At 66.5% G+C, this 26,581-nt stretch carries 30 protein-coding genes and 1 pseudogene; 22 read left to right on the forward strand and 9 right to left on the reverse strand.

Annotated elements, in window-relative coordinates:
- Positions 1-3: 3 nt before the first annotated feature.
- Positions 4-207, reverse strand: coding sequence for a hypothetical protein (locus tag G9E11_RS10780; RefSeq protein WP_190605456.1), 204 nt, complete (start codon positions 205-207; stop codon positions 4-6).
- Between G9E11_RS10780 and dapF the strand changes: the two genes are divergently transcribed.
- Positions 206-1,150 carry a diaminopimelate epimerase gene (dapF, locus tag G9E11_RS10785; protein ID WP_190605458.1) on the forward strand — a complete coding sequence of 315 codons (945 nt, stop codon included), beginning with the start codon at positions 206-208 and terminating at the stop codon, positions 1,148-1,150. The two genes, G9E11_RS10780 and dapF, sit on opposite strands and share 2 nt — an antisense overlap.
- On the opposite strand, the gene G9E11_RS10790 is transcribed toward dapF, so the two are convergent.
- The gene (locus G9E11_RS10790; protein ID WP_190605460.1) at positions 1,131-1,745 is read right to left on the reverse strand and encodes a class I SAM-dependent methyltransferase; all 615 of its coding nucleotides are present in this window, start codon (positions 1,743-1,745) and stop codon (positions 1,131-1,133) included. The genes dapF and G9E11_RS10790 overlap by 20 nt on opposite strands.
- 381 nt (positions 1,746-2,126) lie before the next feature.
- Here G9E11_RS10790 and hflX point away from each other — a divergent pair, with 381 nt between their 5' ends.
- Together hflX and G9E11_RS10800 are read left to right on the forward strand one after the other, a co-directional pair.
- The gene (gene hflX, locus G9E11_RS10795) at positions 2,127-3,704 is read left to right on the forward strand and encodes a GTPase HflX (RefSeq protein ID WP_246468850.1); all 1,578 of its coding nucleotides are present in this window, start codon (positions 2,127-2,129) and stop codon (positions 3,702-3,704) included.
- Entirely contained in the window at positions 3,697-5,757 is a 2,061-nt protein-coding gene (locus G9E11_RS10800) for an ATP-dependent DNA helicase (RefSeq protein WP_190605465.1), read from the forward strand. Before hflX ends, G9E11_RS10800 begins: the two co-directional genes overlap by 8 nt.
- 44 nt (positions 5,758-5,801) lie before the next feature.
- On the opposite strand, the gene lexA is transcribed toward G9E11_RS10800, so the two are convergent.
- Positions 5,802-6,548, reverse strand: coding sequence for a transcriptional repressor LexA (gene lexA, locus G9E11_RS10805; RefSeq protein ID WP_190605467.1), 747 nt, complete (start codon positions 6,546-6,548; stop codon positions 5,802-5,804).
- 308 nt (positions 6,549-6,856) lie between these two features.
- On the opposite strand from lexA, the gene G9E11_RS10810 reads away from it, so the two are divergent.
- The 8 genes from G9E11_RS10810 (at position 6,857) to G9E11_RS10845 (ending at position 13,099) form a co-directional block, all read left to right on the forward strand.
- Positions 6,857-7,222 (forward strand): LysM peptidoglycan-binding domain-containing protein, encoded by a 366-nt coding sequence (locus G9E11_RS10810; RefSeq protein ID WP_190605469.1) that lies wholly within the window; start codon positions 6,857-6,859, stop codon positions 7,220-7,222.
- 78 nt (positions 7,223-7,300) lie between these two features.
- A complete protein-coding gene (locus tag G9E11_RS10815) occupies positions 7,301-8,419 on the forward strand; it encodes a histidinol-phosphate transaminase (RefSeq protein ID WP_190605471.1) in 1,119 nt (372 codons plus the stop codon).
- 59 nt (positions 8,420-8,478) lie between these two features.
- Positions 8,479-9,105, forward strand: coding sequence for an imidazoleglycerol-phosphate dehydratase HisB (hisB, locus tag G9E11_RS10820; RefSeq protein ID WP_003798736.1), 627 nt, complete (start codon positions 8,479-8,481; stop codon positions 9,103-9,105).
- Positions 9,102-9,839: an imidazole glycerol phosphate synthase subunit HisH gene (gene hisH, locus G9E11_RS10825; protein ID WP_190605473.1), complete on the forward strand. Its 738-nt coding sequence runs from the start codon at positions 9,102-9,104 to the stop codon at positions 9,837-9,839. The genes hisB and hisH overlap by 4 nt, the downstream gene beginning before the upstream one ends.
- A complete protein-coding gene (locus G9E11_RS10830; RefSeq protein ID WP_190605475.1) occupies positions 9,840-9,998 on the forward strand; it encodes a hypothetical protein in 159 nt (52 codons plus the stop codon).
- 75 nt (positions 9,999-10,073) lie between these two features.
- Positions 10,074-10,820: a bifunctional 1-(5-phosphoribosyl)-5-((5-phosphoribosylamino)methylideneamino)imidazole-4-carboxamide isomerase/phosphoribosylanthranilate isomerase PriA gene (priA, locus tag G9E11_RS10835; protein WP_087873510.1), complete on the forward strand. Its 747-nt coding sequence runs from the start codon at positions 10,074-10,076 to the stop codon at positions 10,818-10,820.
- A 9-nt stretch (positions 10,821-10,829) separates the two neighbouring features.
- Positions 10,830-11,741, forward strand: coding sequence for an SseB family protein (locus tag G9E11_RS10840; RefSeq protein ID WP_414635189.1), 912 nt, complete (start codon positions 10,830-10,832; stop codon positions 11,739-11,741).
- 59 nt (positions 11,742-11,800) lie between these two features.
- Positions 11,801-13,099 (forward strand): MFS transporter, encoded by a 1,299-nt coding sequence (locus G9E11_RS10845; RefSeq protein WP_190605477.1) that lies wholly within the window; start codon positions 11,801-11,803, stop codon positions 13,097-13,099.
- A gap of 137 nt (positions 13,100-13,236) precedes the next feature.
- Here the strand turns inward: G9E11_RS10845 and G9E11_RS10850 are convergent, their stop codons facing one another.
- Positions 13,237-13,623: a DUF1844 domain-containing protein gene (locus G9E11_RS10850; protein WP_190605479.1), complete on the reverse strand. Its 387-nt coding sequence runs from the start codon at positions 13,621-13,623 to the stop codon at positions 13,237-13,239.
- A 383-nt stretch (positions 13,624-14,006) separates the two neighbouring features.
- Between G9E11_RS10850 and infC the strand changes: the two genes are divergently transcribed.
- The 4 genes from infC to G9E11_RS10870 all read left to right on the forward strand — a co-directional run bounded on the left by infC (position 14,007) and on the right by G9E11_RS10870 (position 16,931).
- Complete coding sequence (gene infC / locus G9E11_RS10855) at positions 14,007-15,095, forward strand: translation initiation factor IF-3 (protein ID WP_311764345.1); 1,089 nt, start codon at positions 14,007-14,009, stop codon at positions 15,093-15,095.
- A gap of 118 nt (positions 15,096-15,213) precedes the next feature.
- Entirely contained in the window at positions 15,214-15,408 is a 195-nt protein-coding gene (gene rpmI, locus G9E11_RS10860; protein ID WP_009358635.1) for a 50S ribosomal protein L35, read from the forward strand.
- Between the two features lie 117 nt (positions 15,409-15,525).
- On the forward strand, positions 15,526-15,981 hold the full coding sequence (rplT, locus tag G9E11_RS10865) for a 50S ribosomal protein L20 (protein ID WP_111904720.1): 456 nt from the start codon (positions 15,526-15,528) through the stop codon (positions 15,979-15,981).
- Positions 15,982-16,034: 53 nt separating this feature from the next.
- The gene (locus G9E11_RS10870; protein ID WP_190605481.1) at positions 16,035-16,931 is read left to right on the forward strand and encodes a TrmH family RNA methyltransferase; all 897 of its coding nucleotides are present in this window, start codon (positions 16,035-16,037) and stop codon (positions 16,929-16,931) included.
- Between the two features lie 198 nt (positions 16,932-17,129).
- On the opposite strand, the gene G9E11_RS10875 is transcribed toward G9E11_RS10870, so the two are convergent.
- Positions 17,130-17,405: a GlsB/YeaQ/YmgE family stress response membrane protein gene (locus G9E11_RS10875; RefSeq protein WP_003798714.1), complete on the reverse strand. Its 276-nt coding sequence runs from the start codon at positions 17,403-17,405 to the stop codon at positions 17,130-17,132.
- Between the two features lie 232 nt (positions 17,406-17,637).
- Here G9E11_RS10875 and G9E11_RS10880 point away from each other — a divergent pair, with 232 nt between their 5' ends.
- Positions 17,638-18,591, forward strand: coding sequence for a cation diffusion facilitator family transporter (locus G9E11_RS10880; protein ID WP_190605483.1), 954 nt, complete (start codon positions 17,638-17,640; stop codon positions 18,589-18,591).
- A 122-nt stretch (positions 18,592-18,713) separates the two neighbouring features.
- Here the strand turns inward: G9E11_RS10880 and G9E11_RS10885 are convergent, their stop codons facing one another.
- On the reverse strand, positions 18,714-19,919 hold the full coding sequence (locus G9E11_RS10885) for an MFS transporter (RefSeq protein ID WP_190605485.1): 1,206 nt from the start codon (positions 19,917-19,919) through the stop codon (positions 18,714-18,716).
- Positions 19,920-20,063: 144 nt separating this feature from the next.
- On the opposite strand from G9E11_RS10885, the gene G9E11_RS10890 reads away from it, so the two are divergent.
- The 4 genes from G9E11_RS10890 to G9E11_RS10905 all read left to right on the forward strand — a co-directional run bounded on the left by G9E11_RS10890 (position 20,064) and on the right by G9E11_RS10905 (position 23,214).
- A complete protein-coding gene (locus G9E11_RS10890) occupies positions 20,064-20,522 on the forward strand; it encodes a (deoxy)nucleoside triphosphate pyrophosphohydrolase (protein ID WP_190605487.1) in 459 nt (152 codons plus the stop codon).
- Positions 20,523-20,671: 149 nt separating this feature from the next.
- On the forward strand, positions 20,672-21,652 hold the full coding sequence (locus G9E11_RS10895) for a methionine ABC transporter ATP-binding protein (RefSeq protein ID WP_190605489.1): 981 nt from the start codon (positions 20,672-20,674) through the stop codon (positions 21,650-21,652).
- Positions 21,649-22,350, forward strand: a complete 702-nt coding sequence (locus G9E11_RS10900; RefSeq protein ID WP_190605491.1) for a methionine ABC transporter permease — start codon at positions 21,649-21,651, stop codon at positions 22,348-22,350. The genes G9E11_RS10895 and G9E11_RS10900 overlap by 4 nt, the downstream gene beginning before the upstream one ends.
- Before the next feature lie 60 nt (positions 22,351-22,410).
- On the forward strand, positions 22,411-23,214 hold the full coding sequence (locus G9E11_RS10905; RefSeq protein ID WP_190605493.1) for a MetQ/NlpA family ABC transporter substrate-binding protein: 804 nt from the start codon (positions 22,411-22,413) through the stop codon (positions 23,212-23,214).
- A 165-nt stretch (positions 23,215-23,379) separates the two neighbouring features.
- Here the strand turns inward: G9E11_RS10905 and G9E11_RS10910 are convergent, their stop codons facing one another.
- On the reverse strand, positions 23,380-24,534 hold the full coding sequence (locus G9E11_RS10910; RefSeq protein WP_190605495.1) for an Rv2578c family radical SAM protein: 1,155 nt from the start codon (positions 24,532-24,534) through the stop codon (positions 23,380-23,382).
- 125 nt (positions 24,535-24,659) lie between these two features.
- Between G9E11_RS10910 and G9E11_RS21485 the strand changes: the two are divergent.
- Together G9E11_RS21485 and G9E11_RS21490 are read left to right on the forward strand one after the other, a co-directional pair.
- Positions 24,660-24,851: pseudogene (locus G9E11_RS21485) on the forward strand (pyroglutamyl-peptidase I family protein); the annotation flags it as partial.
- 43 nt (positions 24,852-24,894) lie between these two features.
- Positions 24,895-25,320, forward strand: coding sequence for a pyroglutamyl-peptidase I (locus G9E11_RS21490; RefSeq protein WP_311764346.1), 426 nt, complete (start codon positions 24,895-24,897; stop codon positions 25,318-25,320).
- Positions 25,321-25,338: 18 nt separating this feature from the next.
- On the opposite strand, the gene G9E11_RS10920 is transcribed toward G9E11_RS21490, so the two are convergent.
- Complete coding sequence (locus G9E11_RS10920; RefSeq protein ID WP_190606015.1) at positions 25,339-26,016, reverse strand: SIMPL domain-containing protein; 678 nt, start codon at positions 26,014-26,016, stop codon at positions 25,339-25,341.
- On the reverse strand, positions 26,009-26,491 hold the full coding sequence (locus G9E11_RS10925) for a hypothetical protein (protein ID WP_246468851.1): 483 nt from the start codon (positions 26,489-26,491) through the stop codon (positions 26,009-26,011). Before G9E11_RS10925 ends, G9E11_RS10920 begins: the two co-directional genes overlap by 8 nt.
- Between the last annotated feature and the right edge of the window lie 90 nt (positions 26,492-26,581).

Below are 26,581 nucleotides of genomic sequence, written 5' to 3' on the forward strand. Positions count from 1 at the left end.
CACTTATAGAAGGACCCCAATGACCCTCTCGACGATGCGTTCGACCCGGCACTCATAACGTTGGCCGCTGCCGTATTTCTGCGCGAACGCCTGACTGGCCGGGCAGTTGGCGGTGTCCTGATCGCACTTGCCGGCCAGCACCCGCGGCCGGCCAGGCACATCCACCGTTTTTCTGGCGCCCTCGGCAAACGGGTAACCTTGAACCATGAATGAAACCCTTGCAGAAACAGCCCGGCCCGCCGCCACCACACTGAGCGGACTGCGGTTCTCCAAGGGCCACGGAACAGGCAACGACTTCGTCCTGGTCGCTGATCCCGACGGTGTGCACGCGATCTCCGCGGAGCAGGTCACCCAGCTGTGCGACCGCCACCGCGGCATCGGCGGCGACGGACTCATCCGCGCCGTCCCGTCCCGGCTTCTTGACGAGGGCCGTCAGATTCTTGCCGAAAACCCCGACGCAGAGTGGTTCATGGATTACCGCAACGGTGACGGTTCCCTGTCGGAGATGTGCGGCAACGGCGTGCGCGTGTTCGTCCACTTCCTCCTGGCCGAAGGCCTGGCTCAGCTGCCGGCCGGCGGCTCACTGACCATCGGCACCCGCGGCGGCGTCAAGACCATCGTCCGCACAGGTGACGGCTACGCCGTCGACATGGGCCCCTGGGAGTTCATCTTCCCGGACGAGGCAGCGGCCCGCGCCATGGATTCGCTGGTCAGCGCCGAGGGACTCGAGGTGCCGCGGCCGGCACTGTCCGTCAGCATGGGCAACCCCCACACGGTCGTTGCCCTCGCCGAGCTGTCCGAACTCCGGGACACCCGGCTCTTTACCGCCCCGCACGTCGACCCGGCTCCCGCCAATGGCACGAACGTCGAGTTCGTTGTCCCGGCCGAGCCGCTGGTGCACGACGGCGTGGGCACTGTGACCATGCGGGTCCACGAACGTGGCGTCGGCGAAACGCAGTCTTGCGGCACCGGCGCATGCGCCGCGGCGGTGGCCATCCGTCACTGGGCCGGGCAAAGCGCCCCGGACGCCTGGCAGGTGAAGGTGCCGGGCGGCGTCGTGGGCGTGAAGTTCTTCACCGTCGCCGGCGGCCGCGAGCACGTTGAGCTCAGCGGCCCGGCAACGATCGTTGCTAGTGGGACGCTTTCCTGACCCGGAGGATCCTGAAGGATTTGGACGTGCTTTCCCGCGTCACCGTGAAGGAGCCATCCAGAACCTCCGCCAGCCAGCGCTGAAGCGTGTCCGAGCCCAGGTTCTTCTGCACCACCAGCCAGGCCGAACCGCCCGGTGCCAGCCTCGGCAGCCAGAGCAGCAGTAGTGAGTGCAGTTCATCCTTGCCGATCCGGATCGGAGGATTGGACCAGATGGTGTCGAAGCGGATTTCCGGATCCACGTTCTCCGGCGTGCTGGCCGTGACATTGTTCAGCCCAAGCAGTTCGGCGTTCCCGTTGGTGAGCGCGATGCACCGTTCATTGACGTCCACGGCGTAGACCTGCGCGTGCGGTGCCCGCAGCGCCATGGTCAGGGCGATGGGTCCCCACCCGCAGCCGATGTCGAGCAGGTTTCCCTGCGGCGCAGGCGCGGGAGCCTCGGCCAGCAGGATGGCCGTCCCCTTGTCGATCCCGTCCGGACTGAAGATGCCGGACGAGGTCTGCAGCTTCCGCGTTTCACCGGCCAGTTCCACTGTGAGGGGCTTGCGGGTAAACGGCCCCGCGGGTGAGGCGCTGAAATAGTGGGCAGACTCCATAACTGGCCAGATTAGTGGGCTGCCCGCCCGATGGGAAACCGGCTGACGGGAAAACCGGCTGGCTGTTCTGGTATCCTTGAACGCATGTTCCTGATTTTTGAGTAGCCGGCACTTCTTTCTTGCCCGCGGCCTTGAGCCGCCGGCACCGGCCCATGGCTCCCCTCCACTGCGACGCAGGTATTGCCCTTTGCAGGCACAGACCTTCCGCGGGGGCGCAGCCCGAACAGCACTCAATCAGACCGCTTCCCGCCGGCCATGCCCGACGTCTGCCGGCATTTCAGGAGACCCTCCATGACCCCTCGTAGTCAGCCCAGCGCGAATACCGCTGCCAAGGGCGGCAATCAGCACTATTCTGAAGATGCAGAACCTTCAAAGGAGACCATGACCAATCAGCAAAATCCCGGATCCGAGCCAGCAGCCCAGGACATGAGTCCTGAGGAGATCCAGGCTGTTATCGACCGGATCCTCGCCAAGGACGTCCCGGCCAAGAACGCCGCACCTGCCAACGGCAGCCGCGGCGACAGCCAAGGCGTCTTGGGCAAGGCGCAGGCCATCTCGCAACTCGCCGAAGAGCACAGCACCTACGACGGCGACCAGCAGGACCTCGAGGAGCGCCGGGCACTGCGACGCACGGCCGGGCTGTCCACCGAACTCGAGGACGTCACCGAAGTCGAATACCGGCAGTTGCGCCTGGAACGCGTCGTTCTCACCGGCCTCTGGACCGAAGGCACGCTTGCCGACGCCGAGAATTCCCTCCGTGAACTCGCCGCGCTGGCGGAAACAGCGGGCTCGGAAGTCCTCGACGGACTGGTCCAGCGACGCGCCAAGCCGGACCCCGGCACTTTCCTCGGTTCCGGCAAGGCCCTGGAACTCAAGGACGTGGTGATGTCCACCGGCGCCGATACCGTCGTGGTGGACGCTGAACTCGCTCCGTCCCAGCGGCGCGGCCTTGAAGACATAGTCAAGGTGAAGGTCATCGACCGCACGGCCCTCATTCTCGACATCTTCGCCCAGCACGCCAAGAGCCGCGAAGGTAAGGCCCAGGTGGAGCTGGCACAGCTCGAGTACCTCCTCCCGCGCCTCCGCGGCTGGGGTGAATCCATGTCCCGCCAGGCCGGTGGCCAGGTGGGCGGCGCCGGCGCCGGCATGGGCTCCCGTGGCCCCGGTGAAACCAAGATCGAGCTGGACCGGCGAAGGATCCGCACCCGGATGGCCAAGCTGCGGCGGGAGATCGCCGCGATGAAGCCTGCACGGGAGACCAAACGGGCCAACCGCCGTCGTAACGAAGTCCCGTCCGTGGCCATCGCCGGATACACCAACGCCGGCAAGTCCTCGCTGCTGAACCGCCTCACCGACGCCGGCGTCCTGGTGGAGAACGCCCTGTTCGCCACCCTGGATCCCACCGTCCGTAAGGCCGAGACCGCCGACGGGATGGGGTACACGCTGGCCGACACCGTGGGCTTCGTCCGGTCCCTTCCCACCCAGCTGGTGGAGGCCTTCCGTTCCACCCTTGAGGAAGTGGCGGATGCAGACCTGATCCTGCACGTCGTGGACGTGTCGCACCCGGACCCGGAGGGCCAGATCGCTGCCGTACGCTCGGTGTTCGCCGAGGTGGACGCCCGCAAGGTGCCCGAGATCATCGTCCTGAACAAGGCCGACGCCGCCGACCCGTTTGTGGTGGAGCGGCTGAAGCAGCGCGAACCGCGGCACGTGGTGGTTTCGGCACGCACGGGGGAGGGCATTGCCGAGCTGCTCAGGGCCATCAGCGAGGCCATCCCGCGGCCCAACGTCAAGATGCAGCTCCTCGTGCCGTACCACCGCGGCGATCTCATCAGCAAGCTGCACGACTCCGACGCGGAGATCCTGAGCCTGGATCACGAAGAGGGCGGCACCCGCGCCGTGGTCATGGTCCGGGAAAGCCTCGCGGCTGAACTGGAATCCTTCAGCACCGATGACTGACGGGGCGGCAGCCGCCGGCGCCGGGGCCACGGCCGGTGAGCAGCTTGTACTTGACCTGCTCGATCGTGCCGTGGCTGGCATGGGCGGCCAAAGCCGCAGCGGCCAGCACGAGATGGCCCGGCAGGTGGCGCGCGCAATAGAAACCGGAGACCACCTGCTGGTGCAGGCCGGCACGGGAACCGGCAAGTCGCTGGCCTACCTGGTCCCGCTCATCGCGCACTCGCTGGAGAGCAATAAGCCGACCCTCGTCTCCACCGCCACCCTCGCGCTGCAGACCCAGATCGTGGGGCGTGACCTCCCGCGGCTGCTGGAGAGCCTCAAGCCGGCACTCGACCGGCCCGTGAAGGTGGCCCTGGTCAAGGGCCGCGCGAACTACGTCTGCAGGCACAAGCTGGAAGGCGGCTTTCCCTCCGAGGAACCCTCGGAGGGCCAGCTCTTCTCGCTGGGCGAGGACACCAGCGTCCCGCACTTCGCCGCGGCGATGGGCGGTCCCTCGTCGCAGCTCGGCAAGGAGGTGGTCAGGCTCCGGGAATGGGCGGAACAGACCACCACGGGCGACCGGGACGAGCTCCTTCCCGGCGTCACGGACCGGGCCTGGCGGCAGGTGTCCGTCACATCCATGGAATGCCTCGGCGCGCAGAAATGCCCCCTCGCCGAAGAGTGCTTCAGCGAACTTGCCCGTCATAACGCCACGGATGCCGACGTCGTGGTGACCAACCACGCCATGCTGGCCGTCAGCGCCTTCGAGGGCCTGGCGGTGCTGCCGGAGTACGACGTCGTGGTGGTGGACGAGGCCCACGAACTCCAGGACCGGGTGACCGGCGCGGTTTCGGGGCAGCTGTCGGTGGCCATGGTCCATGCCGCGGCCTCCGGCGCCCGCAAGCACACCGGGATCACTGTTGACGCGCTCAACACAGCGGCCGCCAACCTCGAGGTGGCTCTCGCCGGCGTTCCCAGTGGCTTGCTGCCCAACGGCCTGAATGACGAGCAGCTGGATTGTGTGGACCAGCTTCGTGAGGCCTGCCGGGCGGCGCTGTCGGACTCCAAGGGGGACAGCAACACAACGGCCGACGGCGGGCGGCAGCTCGCGCGCTCCCGCCTGCTGGCGATTTTGGAGCTTTGCGAACGTTTGATTGCGGCGCGCGAAAACCGCGAGGTGGTCTGGTTCTCCCGGAACAGCACGTTTGATCCCCAGCAGGGATACTCGGCGCCGGACGAGACCTCCCCGGCTCTGGTCAACATCGCCCCGCTGAGCGTCGCAGGCCGGCTCCGGGAAGGCCTGTTCGCCGGCCATACAGTGGTGCTGACGTCGGCCACACTGGCCATCGGCTCTGCTTTCGAACCCGCCGCGGGCGGACTGGGCCTCGTCGGGGACGGTGCGCCGAGCTGGACCGGCGTCGACGTGGGTTCGCCATTCGACTACCCCCGGCAGGGGATCCTCTACGTGGCAGGACACCTGCCGAAACCCGGGCGCGGCACTTCGCCTGAGGCGCTGGACGAACTCGAATCCCTCATCCGCGCCTCCGGCGGGGGAGCGCTCTGCCTGTTTTCCTCACGGCGGGCCGCCGAGGAAGCGGCAGATGCCCTGCGCACGCGGCTGGATGTCAGCATTCTCTGCCAGGGCGAATCCACCATGACGGCACTGGTGAAGCAGTTCGCCGACGAGCCTGATACTTGCCTGTTCGGCACGATGTCACTCTGGCAGGGCGTCGACGTGCCAGGCGGATCATGCCGCCTGGTGGTAATTGACAGGATCCCGTTTCCGCGCCCGGACGATCCGCTGATGACCGCGCGGTCCCGGGCCGTTGCCCAGGCCGGCGGCAACGGGTTCATGTCCGTATCCGCCACGCACGCGGCCATCAGGCTGGCGCAGGGGGCAGGACGGCTCATCCGGTCCACGAATGACAAGGGCGTGGTGGCGGTGCTGGATTCCCGGCTGTCCACAGAACGCTATGGCGGGTTCCTGCGGGCCGCCCTGCCGCCGTTCTGGCCGACGACCGACAAGAAGACCGCCGTCGCAGCACTCGAACGGCTCGCTGGCGCACAGACGTAGGGAAGCCCCGGGCAATAACAGCCCGGGGCAGAAGGTAGCAGCGGCTACAGCGAGCGGAGTACGGAAACCACCTTGCCCATGACAACGGCGTGGTCGCCGAGGATGGGTTCGTACTGCGTGTTCTGCGGAAGCAGCCACGTGTGGCCGTCCCGCTGCCGGAAGGTCTTGACCGTGGCTTCGTCGTCGAGCAGCGCCGCGACGATGTCGCCGTTGACCGCGTCGCTTTGCCGCCGGACCACCACCCAGTCCCCGTCGCAGATGGCGGCGTCCACCATGGAGTCGCCGGCGACCTTCAGCATGAACAGTTCGCCGTGGCCCACCAGCTGGCGGGGCAGGGGCATCAGGTCCTCCACCATCTGGTCCGCGAGGATGGGGCCGCCGGCGGCGATCCGGCCGACCAGCGGCACCATAGCGGTGTCCATCGCGCTGGGCAGTTCGGATACGGAAGCGCCTGCGGTGCTAAGGGCGGGGGCCTTGTCTGCGCCGCCGGATTTTGCCGTCCCTGCATCCAGGGTGAGCGGCATCAGGACCTCCATGGCGCGCGGCCGTTTGGGGTCGCGCCGGAGGTAGCCAAGCTTTTCGAGCTGCGAGAGCTGATGGGTCACGCTGGACAGACTGGCCAGGCCGACGGTGTCGCCGATTTCCCGCATGGACGGCGGGTAGCCGTTGTCGTTGACCGAGCGCTGGATGGTTTCCAGGATCTTTTTCTGCCGGACGGTGAGTCCCTTGGGGGTCCGCTGAGACCGCGGGCTGCGCTGGGGAGCCTTGCCGTCAGAGGCCTGTGCTGCCATGTTCGCCAACGCCTTTCCGTTCCTCCCGGCCACGGTAGCTGCAGTGTCCGGGAACTTCCGGCCTGAAAATGTCAGACCCTGCTGATCAACTGCAGATGTGGTTGTTCTGTGATTTCCAACGTAGGCCAGCCATAGTGCTTTTTCAAACATTTGTTCTAGCGAGTCTCGACTTAATTCGTCGATAGGTGCTAAAACTAGGAAAAGCAAAGTTCGAACATGTGTTCTAGTGAGGGCCGCTCGGCAGCCCGGTGTTCGAACTGTTTGTTCGAACGCGAGGCAGTACAACTTGGTCCAGGAGGGCTCACGCCATGTCAGCTTCAACAGCATCAACTTCAACGGCAATGTCCCGGCCCGGCAAGCCGCCGCGGCTTCGCCTCACCAGACGGGGCCGCATTGTCCTGATCGGTCTGCCGCTTGTTCTGCTGGCCGCTGTTATCCTGTCCCTGACCGGGCTCTTGAACTCCCCGGCCAAGGCTGCGGACAATGCAGGTGGCCTGACGGTCACGCCCACGGTGACGGTTACGGTGCAGCCCGGCGAATCACTGTGGGCCATCGCCGGACAGGTCGACCCGGACCGCGATCCCCGGGATGTGATTGCGGACATTGTCCAGCTCAATGACCTGCAGGCGGGGAAAGTCATGCCGGGCCAGCAGCTGTTTGTGCCCAATAAGTAGGCGTGACGGGGCGCAGCTCAAGGAGGCCGGAACCGTCACAGTTTCCGGTCAGCCTTCCGGGTTACTTAAACTGTCCTAGTGACTGACCAGCTTGAGCGACTGAACCGACTGCCCCTGCGGAACAACCTGAGGGGGTTGTCCCCCTACGGCGCCCCGCAGCTTGATGTTCCGATCCTGCTCAACGTCAACGAGAACACGCATGGCGTGCCCGCCGACGTGCGGGCGGCCATCACCGCGGCCGTAACCGAGGCCGCCGCCGGGCTCAACCGGTACCCCGACCGCGAATTCACCGAACTCCGCGAAGCCCTGGCCGAATACCTCGGCCACGGGCTTAGCGCGGACAACCTCTGGGCAGCCAACGGCTCCAACGAGGTCCTGCAGCAGATCCTCCAGGCCTTCGGCGGTCCGGGCCGGTCGCTGCTGAGCTTCCCTCCGACCTACTCGATGTACCCGCTGCTCGCCAGCGGCACGGACACCGCCTACATCGCCGGCAAGCGTGCCGACGACTATGGCCTCAGCGCCGAGTCGGCCGCAAACCAGGTGCGCGAGCTCCAGCCCAGCATCGTCTTCCTGTGCTCACCCAACAACCCCACCGGCACCGGCCTCGGCCTGGATGTGGTGGAAGCCGTCTATGAGGCGGGCGAAGCCAGCCAGGCGGTCGTCGTCGTGGACGAGGCCTACCACGAGTTCGCCCACGACGGCACGCCCAGCGCCCTCACCCTGCTGCCCGGCCGGGAACGGCTCATCGTCTCCCGGACCATGAGCAAGGCGTTCGCCCTTGCCGGCGCCCGCGTCGGTTACATGGCCGCGGCCCCGGAGGTGACCGACGCCCTCCGGCTGGTGCGCCTTCCCTACCACCTGTCGGCCGTCACGCAGGCAACCGCCCTCGCGGCCCTGCAGCACCGCGAGGCGCTCATGGCCGATGTCCAGGACATCAAGGGGCAGCGTGACCGGATTGTCGCGGAACTGACGCGGATGGGGCTGCGGCCCGCGGCGTCTGATTCCAACTACGTCTTCTTCGGCGGGCTGGAGAACCCTCATGAAGTTTGGCAGGAACTGCTGGATGCAGGGGTGCTCGTCCGCGACGTCGGCATCGCCGGCCACCTGCGGGTCACCGCCGGTACTGAGACGGAAACCACAGCCTTCCTGGAAGCGCTGGAAAGCATCCTGGCCCGGCGGGCCGCACTTCCGGCCTAAACTTGGATATGGACCAGGTCAGGTCCGCCCCCATCCTTCGTTAAAGGACATCTATCACCATGAGCGACACCGGAATCAAGGCTGCCGAGGCACGGACTGCACGCATGGAGCGTGCCACCAGCGAATCTTCCGTGCTGGTGGAGATCAACCTCGACGGCACCGGAGTGTCGGACATCAGCACGTCGGTCCCGTTCTACGACCACATGCTGACGGCGCTGTGCAAGCACTCACTCATCGACATGACCGTCAAGGCCACCGGCGACACCCACATTGACGTCCACCACACTGTCGAGGATGTTGCCATCACGTTCGGCGAGGTCCTGCGCACCGCGCTGGGCAACAAGGCGGGCATCCGCCGCTTCGGCGAGGCCACCGTGCCCCTGGACGAGGCCCTCGCGCACGCCGTCGTCGACGTGTCCGGCCGGCCCTATCTGGTGCACGGCGGCGAGCCCGCCGGGCAGGAGTACCACCTGATCGGTGGCCACTTCACGGGATCGCTGACCCGGCACGTCTTCGAGGCCATCACGCTGCACGCCGGCATCTGCCTGCACATGAACGTCATCGCCGGCCGCGACCCGCACCACATCGTCGAAGCCCAGTTCAAGGCTTTTGCCAGGGCCCTTCGCGCGGCCGTCGAGCCGGATCCCCGCGTCGAAGGCATTCCATCCACCAAGGGAGCACTGTGACCGGCAAAGTACTGCACGAGGGCGCGATCCTCGATCCTTCGGCCACGCTGAAGCCGGCATCCCCGGAGGGTAAACCCACCGTCACCGTCCTGGACTACGGGTCCGGCAACGTCCGTTCGGCCGTTCGCGCCCTGGAGCGTGCCGGCGCGGAGGTCATCCTGAGCTCCAAACCTGAGGACGTGCTGAACGCCGACGGGCTGGTCGTTCCCGGCGTCGGCGCCTTCGAAACGGTCATGCGCGAACTCAAGGCCGTTGACGGCATCCGGATGATCGGCCGCCGCGTCGCCGGCGGACGTCCCGTCCTGGGCATCTGCGTCGGCCTGCAGGTGCTCTTCGAAGCCGGCGTCGAACACGGCACCGAAGCCGAAGGCATGGGGGAGTGGCCCGGCAAGGTGGAGCTCCTCCCGGCCGAAGTGGTGCCGCACATGGGGTGGAACACCGTCAAGGTTCCGGAAGGCTCCAGGCTTTTCGACGGCGTCGAGGGCGAGCGGTTCTACTTTGTGCACTCCTATGGCGTCCAGAACTGGGACTTCGACGTGATCCAGCCCCGGATGGCGGCGCCCCTGGTCACGTGGTCCGAGCACGGTGGCCCGTTTATTGCCGCTGTGGAAAACGGCCCCCTCTGCGCCACCCAGTTCCACCCGGAAAAGTCCGGTGACGCCGGCGCGCGCCTGCTGAAAAACTGGGTCGACGGGCTCCGCGCACCGCACTCCCGGCAGACGGCGGACGCCTAGATGTGGTCAATTGTCCTGATGGGACTGGCCGGTCTCCTGGTGGGCGGTGGCCTGTCCTTCAGGCAGCAGCGCAAGCCGCTCTGGATCCAGATCGGTTTCTACGTGCTGGCCGCCATGTCGCTGCTGGCCGCCTACCTGCTGACCCTTCCCGGCACATAACCCACTAACCCGCCGTGTGCGCCGCAGAAGCCGCCGCCCACGGGAACCAGCGCCTACAAGAACTGAGGACCCCTGATGACCAGCCAAAACGAGCTGCCGGTACTTGAACTGCTTCCCGCCGTCGACGTCGTGAACGGCCAGGCCGTCCGCCTGGTCCAGGGCGAGGCCGGCAGCGAAACAAGCTACGGAACGCCCCTGGAGGCGGCGCTCAACTGGCAGCAGCAGGGCGCGGAATGGGTCCACCTGGTGGATCTGGACGCTGCCTTCGGACGCGGCTCGAACGCGGACCTGCTGCGCGAAGTGGTGGGCCGGCTGGACATCAAGGTCGAGCTCTCCGGCGGTCTTCGGGACGACGAATCCCTGGAGAAGGCGCTGGATCTGGGCGTCGCCCGGGTAAATCTCGGCACCGCGGCCCTGGAGAACCCGGAATGGACCGCGCGGGCCATTGACCGCTTCGGTGACCGGATCGCCGTCGGCCTGGACGTCCGGGGAACCACCCTCGCCGGACGCGGCTGGACCAAGGAAGGCGGGGACCTGTGGGACGTTTTGGGCCGCCTCGAGGAGGCCGGCTGCGCCCGCTACGTCGTCACCGACGTGACCAAGGACGGGACGCTGCAGGGGCCGAACGTCGAACTTCTGCGGCAGATGGTGGAGAAGACCGGCAAGCCCGTGGTGGCCTCCGGCGGTATCTCCAGCCTCGATGACCTGAAGGTCCTGCGCTCCCTGGTGCCGCTCGGCGTCGAAGGTGCCATCGTGGGCAAGGCCCTGTACGCCGGCGCCTTCACCCTGCCCGAGGCCCTCGACGTCGCCGGCCGCCGCTAGGACATCGCCGTGACCGAGCAGCAGAGCAATCCGGCGGACGGCGGCGGACAGGCGGCGGACCTGCCCCCGGTACGCCGACTGCCCGGTCACATCGAGGCCGCCCTGGCCGGGGCAGGTGGCGCCGCCGATTCCGCCGGCCAGCCCTGGGCCGGGCGCAGCCTCGCCGGTGAAGACGCGAAAATACACAACTTCGAGGACGACGACGGCACGGCCGACGCCGGCTACCTCACCGCAGTCTCTGCTCTTGTTGCGGGCGACGGCGACGAGGCGGCGGTGGTTACCTCGCTCGCCAGCGCCCGTGTCTTTGTCCCCGTCGTGGCACAGTTGGCGGAGGAAGCTGAGGGCGCGCACGGCGTGCACGCCGACAAGCAGGCGGACATGGCGCTGGTGACGCTCAAGGCTCCCGACGGCCGCCTCGCCATGCCTGTGTTCACTTCGGCGGAAGCGCTGGCGGCATGGCACGCGGAGGCCCGGCCGGTGGCCGTGTACGCCGCGAGGGCGGCCCTGTCCGCCGTTGCCGAGGGGGCCGAGCTGCTGGTGGTGGACCCCGGTTCGGAAGTGACCTTCGTGGTCCGGCGCCCCGGCGTCTGGGCCCTCGCGCAGCAGCGGCAATGGGTGCCGGCCTACCTGGACGCCGAGCTGGCCGCGGTGCTGCGTGCCGGAGCGGAAAGCAAACCCGCCGTCCGCGGCCTTGAGGTCCTTCCCGGCGGGGGAGTCGCCACCACCACGGCTTCGGGCAGCCGCGTCGATGGCGGCGGTGCCGGACCGGAACTGCGGGTGGTGCTGTACCTGGAGGACGGACTCGATGCGGCCGCGGTCCAGGCACTCGTTGCCGGCCTCCAGACCGAGTGGAGCCGGAATGTATTGTTTGGTGAGCGCGTTGATTCGATCGAAGTCAAGCTAAGGCGCGCCGCGCAGTAGCTGCCGGCCCGGTGGGGTCCGTTCCGGCGCTGTCCGGCGGCGGAACTGAGGACCCACCTGTGAATTTCAGCCTGTACCGGGAGCTGCTGGCCGTCCGGCCCATCCGCCGGCTCCTGGCGGTCGGCATGATTGCCCGCATTCCCCACTCGGCGGCGGGCGTCCTGCTGACCCTGCACATCGTCCTTACCCTCGGTGAGGGCTATGCGGCTGCGGGAGCGGCGGCGGCCGTGATGACCATCGGCATCGCGCTCGGCGCTCCTTGGCGCGGCCGCCGGGTGGATACGGTGGGCCTGCGGACGGCGCTGATACCCTCCGTGATTTCGGAAACCGTCATTTGGTCCATCGTGCCGCACGTCTCCTACCAGTGGCTGCTGCCGCTCGTGTTCGTCGGCGGCCTGCTGACGCTTCCCATCTTCAGTGTGGTGCGGCAGTCCCTGGGAGTCCTGGCGGACGGCGACCAGCGCAGGACCGCCTTCGCGCTGGACGCTGTCAGCACGGAGATGGTGTTCATGATCGGCCCGGCCGCGGGTGCCGTGGTGGCCACGAGCGGCAATTCCGTGCTGGGGCTGACCGCCGTCGGCGTATCGACATCGCTGGCGGGGCTCTTCCTCATGTGGTTCAACCCGCCCACCCGCAGCGCTGTCCGCAGCGAAACCTTCGAGGCGGACGAACAGGTTGCCGCAGAGGTAGCCGTTGTGGCCGCCGCCCCCGCACATCTGCAGGAGGCTGCCGCTGAACTCGGTCCGGCGGCTGCCGGCAGCAGGCGGCGGGCGGGCCTGAGACGCAGGGTGGCCCACAGCTTCGGCTGGTTCACCGCCGCGGTAGCCGCAGTGTTCGCCGTAGCCGCCGGCGCCGGCATGGTGCTCAGCGGCACCGATGTGGGAATCGTGGCTGCTCTGGAGACCGGCGGCCGCCAAGGCGAGATCGGCGTGGTGTTTCTCTTCTGGTGCGCCGCGTCGGTGGTCGGCGGCCTCGTCTACGGGGCCATGCACCGGCCCGTCTCGCCGATCCTCCTGCTTCTGGGCATGGCTGCCCTCACGATTCCCATGGGGTTTGCCACCGACACACTTACCCTCAGCCTGCTGTCGCTGCTGCCGGGGCTGCTGTGTGCTCCGGTGCTTTCGGCAGCCTCCGAGAGGGTGGCCGAACTGGTAGACGAGGCCAGGCGGGGCGAGGCCATGGGCTGGTACGGGTCCGCGCTGACCGCCGGCGTGGCACTGGGGGCTCCGCTGGCCGGGCTTTTCATCGACAGCATTGGCGCGGCGGGAGGCTTTGTGTCCGTCGGGGTGGCAGGGGTGCTGCTCTGCGCCGTGGGGCTTGTCCTGCAGCAGCGCCGCCGCCGCGCCGCCACATCCTGACCGTCTCCGGTTTAGCGGGAAGAGGTTGGGTGGAGAGCGCTACCGGAGCCGGTGCCCCGGAAGACAAAAACGGCGGCGGGCCGGCCCCGAAGAGCCGGCCCGCCGCCGTCGTAATTCAATCTCTAGTTCACTGCGCTCTAGTTCACTGCGCCGGTGAACTTCTCACCGGGACCCTTGCCCGGGGGATCCGGAATGATGGACTCTTCGCGGAAGGCCAGCTGCAGTGACCGCAGGCCATCGCGCAACGGACCGGCATGCTGGGAACCGATTTCCGGGGCGGCCGCCGTCACCAGTCCGGCGAGGGCAGTGATGAGCTTGCGGGCCTCGTCCAGGTCCTTCAGCTCAGCGGCGTTCTCCTCAGCGGCCAGGCCGAGCTTTACGGCGGAGGCACTCATGAGGTGCACGGCGGCCGTGGTGATGACCTCGATCGCTGGAACTTCGGAGATGTCGCGGACTTGCTGCGTGACGTCGTCCCCGGCGCCGGGCGCCTGGTAGACGTGTGAATTGCTGTCTGGAGTGCTCATACTGGTAAGCTTGTCACACACCGACTGGATGTCGTTATTTTGCCGTGGATGAGGCCCACTGCCGTGAACGTGCGGTAAGCGGGCATCTTTATGTAGAATTGATATTCAGTTTGCAAGCGGAGTTCTCTCCCACCCGCGTCAGCCGTTTTCCCGGAAGTTTCAGGGAAGCAAGGTTGCCGGGTAACGGTCGGGCGGTTCACCGGGCAGGAGCCTGGGGAAGTGCGTGTAGTCCCTCGCGGGATGTGCACATCCGATCCTTTGAGGCCTTCGATTGCTCCGGCAATTGGGGGCCTTCTCTATTTTGCCGGTGGAACACCCATCACGAACACAGGAGCTTTAACATTAGCGAGCCAAGAATCAATGAGCGTATCCGCGTCCCTGAGGTGCGGCTGGTCGGCCCTGCCGGCGAACAGGTAGGAATCGTCCGTATTGAGGATGCCCTGCGTCTGGCTGCCGAGTCCGACCTGGATCTCGTTGAAGTTGCACCGCAGGCCAAGCCTCCGGTGTGCAAGCTGATGGACTTCGGCAAGTACAAGTACGAAGCCGCGGTCAAGGCCCGTGAGGCCCGGAAGAACCAGACCAACACGGTTCTGAAGGAAATCCGGTTCCGCCTGAAGATCGACACCCATGACTACGAGACCAAGCGCGGCCACGCCCTCCGCTTCCTCGGCGCCGGGGACAAGGTCAAGGCCATGATCCAGTTCCGCGGCCGTGAGCAGCAGCGTCCCGAAATGGGCCTGCGCCTGCTCCAGCGTTTCGCGGAAGATGTCGGTGAGGTCGGTGTGGTGGAGTCCAGCCCCCGCATCGATGGCCGCAACATGGTTATGGTCATCGGTCCGCTGAAGAACAAGGCGGAAGCCAAGGCCGAAGCGCGCCGTGCAACCCAGCGCGCAGAAGCCAAAGCCCAGAATGAAGCCAAGGCCGCAGGCCGCGTGGACACCTCCGGTGACGATCAGGCACCCCTGACGCAGTCGCTAGCGGACCTTCTGCCGGAAGGCTTCCAGGTTTCCACGGAGGCCCCTGCGCAGGACGCCCCGGCAGCGGCGGAGGCAGCCGCCCCGGAAGCCGCCGTCGAAGCGCCCTCGGTTCCGGTCGAAGCAGCTCCGGCTGCCGAGGCTCCCGCCGCTGAAGCACCCAAGGTTGCGGAAGCGCCCAAGGTTGCCGAAGCGCCCAAGGTTGCCGAAGCGACCAAGGTTGCCAAGGAGGCCGAGCCGAAGCGCGAGGCACCCAAGGCCGCAGCACCCAAGGCAGCCCCCGCTGCTCCCCGGGCCGCAGCTCCCGCAGCACCGAAGGCGGCAGCGCCTGCAGAGCCGAAGGCTACCGTAGCTGAGTCGCCTGCTCCGGCAGCGCCGAAGCCTGCGGCTGCCCCGGCCCCGCCCAAGCCGGTTGCCCGGCCGGCAGCGCCGAAGCCTGTTGCACGCCCCGCAGCGCCTCGGCCCACGCCGAAGCCGGCGGGCAAGAAGACCACCTAGTTCGAAACTGCGGGAGGCATCGCCTTCAGGCAGCCAGCAACCAGCATGCCGCCCGCAGGGGCGGCTGCACGATAGAACTGCGGACATTGTCCGCGGATACGTAAGGAGATCGGTTCCCATGCCGAAGATGAAGACCCACAGCGGTGCTAAGAAGCGCTTCAAGCTGACCGGCAGCGGCAAGCTGCGCCGCCAGCAGGCCAACCGCCGCCACTACCTCGAGCACAAGTCCTCCAGGCTGACCCGCCGCCTTGCCGGCGACAAGATCGTCTTCAAGGGCGACGCCAAGGTCATCCGGAAGATGCTCGGCATCTAATTTCCAAGCATTCTGACTGACTGCCACCTGGCAGCAGTCAACTATTAATAAGCCTTCTCAGGCCAGCCGGTTACCGGCAGTAGTCGCTTGGGATCAGATTTTTGAAGGAGTACGCACGTGGCACGTGTGAAGCGGGCGGTAAACGCCCACAAGAAGCGCCGGGTTATCCTCGAACGCGCCAAAGGTTACCGTGGACAGCGCTCACGCCTGTACCGCAAGGCCAAAGAGCAGCTGCTGCACTCGTTTGTGTACAGCTACGGCGACCGCAAGAAGAAGAAGGGCGACTTCCGCCGCCTGTGGATCCAGCGCATCAACGCTGCATCCCGCGCCAACGGCCTGACCTACAACCGCCTGATCCAGGGCCTGAAGGCCGCTGAGGTCGAGGTTGACCGCCGCATGCTGGCCGAGCTCGCCGTTTCCGACGCCAACGCCTTCGCTGCGCTGGTCCAGGTTGCCAAGGACTCCCTGCCTGCAGACACCTCCGCTCCGGCCGCCAAGGCTGAGGCTGCTCCGAAGGCCAAGGCTACTCGCGCACGCGCTGCGAAGAAGCCGGTTGCTGCAGCTGCCGAGTAAGCAGGCAACTCCCAGTTCAAGGACCGGTGGCAACAGCCACTAAGGTTTCTTATATGAACGAAACCGGGCGCCCGCAAGACTTTCCACTCTCCAATCCCCGAGCCGATCGGGTCAGGGACGTGGCGAAGCTTGCAGGGCGCCCGGCCCGTTTAAAGCGCCGGCAGTTCCTGGCCGAAGGCCCGCAGGCAGTACGTGAGGCCTTGGTGCTTCACGGCAAGCGGATCGCTGCGGGCCAGCCGGGCATAGTCCGCGAGGTCTATGCCAGCGAGGCCTGCCTGGACCGGTACCCCGAGTTTGAAGAACTGGCCGTGGAAACCAGCGCCCGGGTCGCCACGGACGACGTCCTGGCCGCCATGGCGGATACGGTCACCCCGCAGGGGATCGTTGCGGTGTGCGATTTCGTGGATGTCGCCCTGGCGGACGTGCTCGACGCCGGACCGCGGCTGATTGCCGTGCTCTGCCAGGTCCGCGATCCCGGGAATGCCGGGACGGTGCTTCGGGCTGCGGACGCCGCCGGCGCCGACGCCGTGGTCCTCACCGGTTCCAGCGTGGACATCTACAATCCCAAGGCGGTCCGCTCGACTGCCGGCTCCCTCTTCCACCTTCCGGTGGTCCTCGGCGCCGACGTCAATGAGCTGGCTGCGCTGTGCAAGGACCGGGGGATCGGCGTGCTTGCAGCGGACGGCTACGGGCAGCTGAACCTGGACCGCCTGCAGGATGAGAACGCCGCACGCCGGCTCGGCGCTTCGGCCGCCGGCTCTGACTACGCCCTGGAAAACCCCACGGCCTGGCTTTTCGGCAACGAAGCCCAGGGGCTCTCAGAGGACGAGCTTGCGCTAGCCGACCATCGGGTGGCGGTGCCCGTCTACGGCGCCGCTGAGAGCCTCAACCTTGGAACGGCCGCCACCGTCTGCCTCTACGCCAGTGCGAGGTCCCAGCAGCCCGCCTAGCGCGCTGGAGTTTTTTGCAGATATCGGCCGCAAAGGGCACTATTAGTCGCGATATCTGCACAAAAACTCCACTGGTAGACAGTGTCGTCAGCCATGCACGAAGGAGCGGGGGTCCACCGTTCGGTGGACCCCCGCTCCTGTCTGTTTGTCTGTTATGGGCCTGGGCTGTTGCGGCCCAATGCCTGTGATCCGGGCCTGTTATGGTGCCCGGGTGCTGTGGCTGCGGCCGGTGATGGCGCCGTAGATACCTGCGACTACGAGGCCGCCGATGATGGCGAGGATCCAGGTGCCAAGGTCAAAGAACGCCAGGTCACCCTTGCCGAAGAGAAGGCTGCCGATCCAGCCGCCAACGATGGCGCCAACGACGCCCAGAACCAAGCTGGTGACCCAGCCGCCGCCGACCCTGCCGGGCATAACGGCTTTAACGATTGCGCCTACGATCAGGCCGAGAATAATCCAAGCAAGAAATCCCATTGTCTGCTCCTTCATATTCGTCGGGATCGATTCTTATCAGTCCCGATATGGCTTCAAGCTAACACAGCGCGTGATTATTTGTCAGCAGGCTTACTTTTGGCTCTTTTCGTGGCGTGTGAAGTCGTGTCCGGCGCCTGTCCGGGGCCGGACGGGTACGGTATTTACTAGACGGCGGTTCCATGCCGCCCTGTCCCATCCGTTGAAAATATCCACGTGAAGAGGTGAGCCTCCCTTGGCTGCAAGTGGCGGTAACAAGGCGATTGTGGCGGCGCTGGCTGCCAACCTGACCATCGCTGTCCTGAAGTTCGTCGCGTTCCTGCTGACGCGATCATCGTCGATGCTGGCTGAAGCGATCCACTCAGTCGCGGACTCCGGCAACCAGATCCTGCTCCTGGTCGGCGGGAAACGCGCCCAGCGCGCAGCCAGCCCGGAACACCCCTTTGGCTACGGCCGCGAGCGTTACATCTATGCGTTCATCGTTTCCATCGTGCTCTTTAGCGTCGGCGGCCTGTTCGCCCTGTATGAGGGATGGGAAAAAATCCAGCACCCGCACGCGATTGAAGGTGACTTCTGGTGGGTGCCCCTGGCCGTGCTGGTGGGAGCCATCATCGCCGAGTCGTTCTCGTTCCGGACGGCCATCATGGAAGCCAACCACATCCGCGGCAGCCAGGGCTGGATCAGCTTTGTTCGGACCGCCAAGCAGCCCGAGCTTCCGGTGATCCTGCTCGAGGACTTCGGTGCGCTGCTGGGCCTCGTCTTCGCTCTGTTCGGCGTGGGGCTTACCCTGCTGACCGGCGACGGCATCTGGGACGGAATCGGAACCGGGATGATCGGTCTGCTGCTGGTGGCTATTGCCGTGATCCTGGCGATGGAAACCAAGTCCCTGCTGCTGGGGGAGTCGGCAACCAAGGACGACGTCGGCCGGATCCGGCACGCCATCGAGGCGGACGGCACCGCAATCATCCACCTCAAGACCCTGCACCTGGGCCCGGAGGAACTGCTCGTGGCCGCCAAGATCAGCGTGGAGGCAGGTGATTCCGGGCTGGACATCGCCAAGGCCATTGACGACGCCGAAGCCCGGATCCGCTCGGCAGTTCCCATCGCGCGGGTCATCTACCTGGAGCCCGACATCCGCCGCGCCCAGGTGGCCAGCGGGCCCGCGCTTGCGGGCGACTCAGGCGCCTAGCTGCTTACGCCCTGGGTCCGGCTCCGTGAGATTCTGGGCCGCTGGCGCCGGGCAATTATGGGACGCTGGCTCCGTGAAATTTTGAGCCGGGCAATTCTGAGCCGCTGGTTCCGTGACTGCTGTTACGGGGCCAGCGGCTTTTTGCGTTCCAGCAGGCCACTGAACAGGGCCACGATCAGGCCGAGAATGGCCAGAACGGCACCCACCAGGGCGGGCGCAACGTAGCCCCAGCCCCATGCGATCACCAGGCCACCCAGGAAGGCGCCCAAAGCGTTGGCGACGTTCAGAGCGGCGTGGTTGAGCGAGGACGCCAGCGAGGGCGCGTCAGGGGACGCGTCCAGCAGGCGGGTCTGCAGGGCGGGCACGAGCATGGACCCGGCGCCACCCACAACGAACACCATGAGGAAGGCTGACCACGGCCAGTGCACCGCCACGGCGTACACCACCAGTGCGACGGCGATTCCCGGCAGGACGCGGTAGATGGTCCCCATCACGGACTTGTCCGCGATCCGGCCACCGAGGATGTTGCCGCCCACCATTCCCAGTCCGTACAGGGCCACCACGAACGGCAGCAGTGCGGCGGGGATCCCGGCCACGGAGGTCATGGTATGGGAGATGTAGGTGTACGTGGCGAAGAACCCGCCAAATCCGACGATGCCGATGAGGATAGCCAGCCAGACCTGCGCCCTTTTGAGCGCGCCCAGCTCCCTGCGGATGCTGGCGTCCGCGTGCGCCTTTTGGAACGGAACGAATTTCCAGATGAGCGCCAGGGTCACCAGTCCCAGCACTCCCACCAGGACAAAGAGCAGCCGCCAGCCAAAGCTCTGGCCGAGCCAGGTGGCGAAGGGGACACCGACCACGTTGGCAACAGTGAGTCCCGCCATGACCATGGAGATGGCCCAGCCCCGCTTGGTCGGCGCCACCAAGGAAGCAGCGATGACCGCGGCCACGCCAAAAAACGCGCCGTGCGGCAGGCCGGCGGCGAACCGGGAGACCAGCATGCTCGCGTAATCGGGTGCGATGAACGAGGAGAGGTTGGCAACGCTGAAGAACAGCATGAGCCCCAGCGCAAGGAACTTGCGCGGCAGTTTCGCTCCGACGGCGGCAAGCACTGGAGCTCCGACGACGACGCCCAGGGCGTAGGCCGAGATGAGGTGGCCGGCCTCGGGAGTGGTGATCCGGAGTCCCACTTCGACCTCCTTGAGCAGCCCCATCATGGCGAACTCGGTAACGCCGATGCCGAAGCCGCCCATGGCCAGGGCCAGGATGGCGGGTCCGATTTGTGTGGCGGCCTTGGGCGCGCGGGGAGCCTGGACAGTGGAAGTCATGTGCCTGCTTTTCGAAGGGGATTTGCGGAGTAGGCCTCGTTGCCACTGATATGTGTGATTTTAACAAGCTTCGCGGCGGTAGTGATATTCCCGACCGGGCGGGGCCCGCCTCATGAAAAGCCTGTGCCCTCATAGACTGGACCGGTGACTGAACTGATTAAAGTCGTCGGCGGGGCCGTGCTGGACTCGTTGTCCGCGCCTGCCCGGCTTCTTGTTGCGCGCCGCACAGCACCGCCGCAGTTCGCCGGCATGTGGGAATTCCCGGGCGGCAAGGTGGAACCGGGCGAGGCCCCCGAGAGTGCACTGCACCGGGAGCTCCGTGAGGAACTCGGCATCGGCGTCGTCCTCGGAGCGGAACTGGCGGCGCCCGAGCCGGACGGCTGGCCTCTGAACGACAAGGCCGCGATGCGGGTCTGGTTCGCCGAAGTGGCCGACGGCGACCCGCGGCCGCTCGAAGATCACGATGAACTCCGCTGGGTCAGCATCCGCGAAGGTGACGAAGCTCTCAGTCTGCCCTGGATTCCGGCCGACCTCCCGATTGTCCAGGCCCTGCTCGCCAGCGTCACCGCAGCGAGCCGCGCGGGCTCCCTCCCCGGAAATTAACGCCACCCTACGTCGGCTTCATTGAGCTGATTGTTCGGATTTGTTGCCGTCCGGGACTGCTGGGCAGAATTACATGCTGGACACCCCCGCGGTGTCTCACTCCTTGGACAGTTCCGGGAGGTCTCCACGCCCAGCACTGAAGGAACCGCATGATATCCGTGAGCCGTGTCGTCAAGAGCTATGGCTCCGGGGCCGCACAGGTCCGCGCCCTCGACGACGTGACAATGTCTGTGGAAAAGGGCGAAATCTTTGGCGTCGTGGGGCAGAGCGGCGCGGGTAAGAGCACCCTGATCCGCACCATCAACTCCCTCGAACAGCCGGATTCCGGAACCGTTCACGTCGGCGGCCGGGACATGACAAAACTGGCCGGCCGGGAGCTGCGGCAGGCCCGCCACGACATCGGCATGATCTTCCAGCACTTCAACCTCCTTAGCGGCCGCACCGTGCGGGCCAACGTCGAGCTTTCGCTCGAAATTACCGGTGCGGGCCGGGCCCAGCGGCGGACGCGCGCGCTGGAAATCCTTGAACTCGTGGATCTGCACGGCAAGGCGGACGCGTATCCCGCCCAGCTGTCGGGCGGGCAGAAGCAGCGCGTCGGCATCGCCCGCGCGCTGGCGTCCAACCCGTCCGTGCTCCTCAGTGATGAAGCCACCTCGGCGCTGGACCCGGACACCACACGCCAGATCCTCGACCTGATCCGGCAGCTGAGCAAGGATCTGAGCCTGACCGTACTTCTCATCACGCACGAGATGGACGTGGTCAAGCGCATCTGCGACTCGGCCGCTGTCATGAGCCAGGGGCGGATCCTGGAGCAGGGCTCCGTCGAGAAACTGCTGACCACGGAGAAGTCCCTGCTTGGCCAGGCACTCTTCCCCCTGGGCGACATCCCGCCTACCTCCAACGCGGTAGTAGAGATCACCTTCACCGGAGTCGCCACTGACCGGCCGGTCATAGCCCAGCTGGCACGCCAGCACGGCATCGACGTGGGAATCCTGGGTGCTGCCGTGGAGACCATCCACGGCCGCCAGACAGGGCGGACCCGCCTGGAACTGCCCGGCGATGAAAGGACCGTGTCCGGCGCCGTCGCCGACCTGCGGTCCCAAGGACTTTATGTGGAGGTAATCAAGTGATCGACCGCAACGATCCGTACTTCTGGGCGGACCTGCTGGACACCATCCTCAGGGGCGCCGGGGAGACCTTTTACACGGTGGGCGTGAGCCTGCTCCTCACCGTTCTCTTCGGGCTGGCGGCCGGCGTGCTGCTGGTTACCACCGAGGCTCACGGGCTGCTGGCCAGGCCATTCGGCAGCCGCGCCCTGGGGGTCGCATTGAACCGGGTGCTGGACGTCGTGGTGAACATCGGCCGGTCCATCCCGTTCATCATTCTGATGATCCTTCTGATTCCCTTCACCCGCCTGCTGGTCGGCTCCTTTATCGGCCCGACGGCGGCAATCGTACCGCTGTCGATCGCCGGCATTCCGTTCTTCGCAAGGCTCGTGGAAATAGGCATCCGCGAAGTGCCCAGGGGCCTCGTTGAAGCAGCCCAGTCGCTCGGCGCCACGCGTTGGACGATTCTCACCAAGGTCCTGGTTGCCGAGGCGGTTCCCGCACTGGCCCTGGGGCTGTCCACCACCGTTGTGGGCCTCATCGGGTACTCCGCAATGGTGGGTGCGGTTGGCGGCGGCGGGCTTGGCGATGTGGCTTTCCGCTACGGCTACCAGCGCTACAGCCCCGAGTACATGTTCGCCGTCGTCATCCTGCTGATCCTCCTGGTCCAGCTGTTCCAGTCGCTGGGCAACTTTGCCGCCCGCAGGCTGTCCCACCGCTGACAGCGGTTCTCATCCCCATGCAGTTACATCCCCATCCGCTCCATCCTGAAAGAGTTCAGCATGATTCGATCCACCATCCTCAAGGCCGCTGCTGCCGGAGCCGCCGCCGTCCTGGCCCTCTCTGCCTGTGGCAGCCCAAGCTCCTCCAGCGCATCGGAGACCATCAAGGTGGGTGCCCTCGCGGTACCCGCCGGCGACATGCTCAAGCACGTCAAGCGGGAGCTCGCGCCCAAGGAGGGCCTCACGGTCGAATACAAAGAGTTCAGCGACTACAACACGCCGAACCCTGCCGTGAGCGACGGCGACATTGATGCCAACCTCTTCCAGAACACCACGTTCATGGAGACGTACAACAAGGCCGCCGGCAAGAACCTGGTCAGCGTCGGAAAGGTTTACCTGCCGCCGATGGCCCTGTACTCCAACGAGGTGAAGAGCCTGGACGCGCTGGCCGAGGGCGCGTCGGTGGCCATCCCCAATGACCCCACCAACGAGGCCCGCGCCCTGAAACTGCTCGCGTCCAAGGGGCTCATCGAGGTGACGGAAAACCCCATCACGCTCAAGGACGTGACCGCCAACCCAAAGAACCTGAAGTTCACCGAGATCGAGAACGCCAGCCTCCCGCAGGCATTGAACGACAAGGATGCCGCCATTGTCACCCTGGCGTTCGCCCTGCCAGCCGGCCTGAGCACTGACAAGCAGATCCTGGTCGAGGGCAAGGACAGCGCCTACTACAACGTCCTCGCCGTGAATGCGGACAAGAAGGACGACGCCCGGGTGCAGAAGCTCTACAAGATCCTGACGTCGCAGGAGATGAAGGACTTCGTCCAGACGGAGTTCAAGGGCCTGGTGATTCCGGCCAGCTAAGGCTGACCGGCTAAGTCTGACGGGCGTACTGCGGACGGTTCGCAGTGAAACCCGCGGAGGGCAGGACGGTGACCGTCCTGCCCTTTACTTATTTGTTGGATTCGCTTATTTGTTGGATTCGCTTATTTGTTGGATGCGCTTTTGGTTGGCGGCGCGGCGGCAGGCTCAGAACAGCGTGGGCTGGGACGTCCGGGCTGCGCTTTGGGACCCATGCTGCCCTGACGCGTGCTGCCCGGACCCGTGCTGCGCCGACCTAGCCTGCCCTGAGCGATCCTGCGGAATGCTTCCCTCGGGGTAGGCAGCTTCCTCGCCGCGGGGATCGTCGACGGGGGAATCCTCGACGTCCCGGTGGCTGAACCCGTGCGAGCCGGTGAAGCCGTGCCGGGCTTTGAAGAAGCGGATCCTGCCGGCAAGCCAGGTGCGGTATTCCTTGGAGGCGTACGAGCCTGTGCCGTACAGCCTGCGGTAGCGGCCCGCCAGTTCCGGATGCCGGGCGGCGATCCACTGCATGAACCATTCCCGGGTGCCGGGCTTCAGATAGAGTGCACCGGCCGTGACGCCGGTGGCACCCGCGGCTGCCAGTGAGGCGAACAGGGAGTCCAGTGCGTCGTCGCTGTCCGAGAGCCACGGGAGGATGGGCATGGCCATCACCCCGCAGGGCAGCCCGGCTTCCCGGAGCCGGGATACGAGTTTGAGCCGGGCCCTGGGCCCGGGTGTGCCGGGTTCGATGGCCTCGGAGAGTTGCTCGTCCGTCATGGCGAGCGAGATCCCGATGCCCACAGGCACCTGCGCCGCGGCATGCTTCAGGAGCGGGATGTCACGCGCCAGCAAAGTCCCCTTGGTCAGGATGGACAACGGAGTACCGGAATCGGCCAGCGCGCCGATGATGCCGGGCATCAGCCGGTACCGGCCCTCCGCCCGCTGATAGGGGTCGGTGTTGGTGCCCAGTGCCACGTGCTGCCGGTTCCAGGAGGGCTTGGCCAGCTCCTTCTGCAGCACTTCGGCTGCGTTGATCTTGACCACCACCTGGCTGTCGAAATCAAGCCCGGCGTCGAAGTCCAGGTAGGTGTGGCTCTTGCGGGCGAAGCAGTAGACGCACGCGTGGCTGCAGCCCCGGTAAGGGTTCACGGTCCACTCGAACGGCATCCGTGAGCCGGCGGGCACCTTGTTGAGCACCGATTTGGCGGTGACCTCGTGAAAGGTGACGCCGGCGAACTCGGGCGTGGACACAGACCGCACCAGGCCGGCCAAGGGCAGCAGCGGTGCAGCCCCGGGCATCTCCTCCTGTGCCGGTTTGAGTGCCTGCGCGTCCCATCTCATGCCCTCTATTCGAAGGTATGTTCGAACTTAAGTCAAGGCCCGCCGTCGGGCGTTTCCCACGGACCGGCGACTACGCTGGGTCCATAATCCTGCTCACAGGCTTTGAACCTTTTGGTGGCCAGCCGATGAATCCATCATGGGCGGCCGCCCTGTCCGCGCGGGATCTGCTCCGGGCCGAAGGCTTCGCCGTGGAGGCTGTGGAACTGCCCTGCGTGTTCGGCGCGGCCGGGAGTGTGCTGCGGAATGCCCTCGGCGACCTGGAGCCGGAACTGGTGGTGTGCATCGGGCAGGCCGGAGGCCGCGGGGGCGTGTCACTGGAACGGGTTGCCATCAACTGCGATGACGCGCCCATTCCGGACAATGCAGGGAACCAGCCCGTGGACCGACCGGGAGGTGGTGCCCGGCGGGCCGGCGGCCTACTTCACTACTCTGCCGATCAAGGCAGCCCTTCTTGCCGTGGAAAGTGCAGGTGTTCCCGCCGAGGTCTCACAGACGGCGGGAACATACGTCTGTACCCACACTTTCTATACGCTCATGCAGGAGCTCGCGCCCCGGCCGGGCGTCCGGGGCGGGTTCGTCCACGTTCCGTTCGCACCTGACCAGGTAGAGCAGGGGAGCACTGTCGCGTCACTGCCTGCCCCCTCACTGCCCGCCCCGTCACTGCCTGTCGCCGCAATGGCGGCGGCGATTGCCGCCGTCGTCCGGACCTCGGTCAACAAGCCGTCCCAGCCATCCGGCGCAACCCAGCCAGCCGACGTCGCGCTCGCGGCCGGCACTCTTCACTAGCGCAGCCGGCAGTCTTCACTAGCGCACCGGCGGTGTCCCTGTCCGGGAGCGCAGCTCCCACTCAACCGTGATGCTGGTGCTGACGCCGGATTCACCGGGTTCCACGGTCAAGGCATCGGCGGCGAAGGCCCGCTGCATCCCGCCCACTGGGATGGGCGCCGACGGTACCGGTTGCTGTCGCACGGAGGCCACTTCACCTAGCTCGGCGCCCGCAAGCGCGGCTAGCTGTGATGCTGCTGCCCGCGCGTCGGCCCAGGCCGCCTCGCGGGCCAGCGCCATCACGGCTGCGGCATCGGCAAAACCGAGCTGCACGCCGTCCAGGCGGACGTCGTTCCCGCCGGCCTCCACGGCAGCAGCCATGACCCCCGAGCCGGCGGCGAGGTCCCGCAGCCGGACGCTGAGCATGCAGGATGCCACGTACCCGGTGACCTGCTGGCCCCGGCCCTCCTGCCATACGACGTCGGCCCGGACGTTGAGCCCCGACGTCCTGATGTCCCGGTTCTCCACGCCCCCGCTGCGCAGCGAAGCCGTCACGGCTGAGGAGGCCTCGCCGGCGGCGGCATAGGCATCACCTGCGCTGTCGCGCCGGCATTCCACGCCCATGGAGAGCGTCAGCAGGTCCGGCGCGGCCTCCGCGGTGCCGATTCCGGTGACTGTGACAGTCCGGGCTTCCGCCCGGCCCGCGGGTTCACGCATGCCTGTGCTTCCGGTCATGCCTGTGCTTCCGGTCATGCCTTTGCCTCCGGTCCACGTAGCCGCCGGCCTCCAGGCCGGCGTGCCGCTCGAAGGGATTTCCCGACGCCGGATCGCCGTACCGCACGGCCGACCAGGCCGCGGCCGCGAAATAGAACAGCAGGAAGGGCAGCCCGAGGCACCAGGCGTATTGCGTGCTGTGCTGCTCCTCGTGGCCCAGGAGCAGGCGGCTCGTCAAGGCGGCGTCCGGATCCGCGCGGAAGATGACCACGTTGCCCACCGTGAAGGCGCCAGCCACCGGCAGCCGCCAGCGATAACCGGTGGCGACAATCAGGCCGCGGGGACCCCGGAACGTCCGGGTGCGGGCCAGCCCGGCAAGCACCAGCCCCAGCGGCGTGGAGGCGTTCAGCACATTGGCGAGCTGCCTCAGGCGCTGTCCTCGTGTCAGCGGGCCCGGGGGCATGGGGCCTTGAATCATGAGGCCATGTTAGCCGCGGGCGGCGATGCGTGACAGGCGAAGGGAGCCTGGCCGGGCGCCTGCCGATGATAGGCGGACGGATCCCGCCGA

The organism is Arthrobacter ipis, assembly GCF_014694315.1.
In the GTDB taxonomy this organism is placed as follows: domain Bacteria; phylum Actinomycetota; class Actinomycetes; order Actinomycetales; family Micrococcaceae; genus Arthrobacter; species Arthrobacter ipis.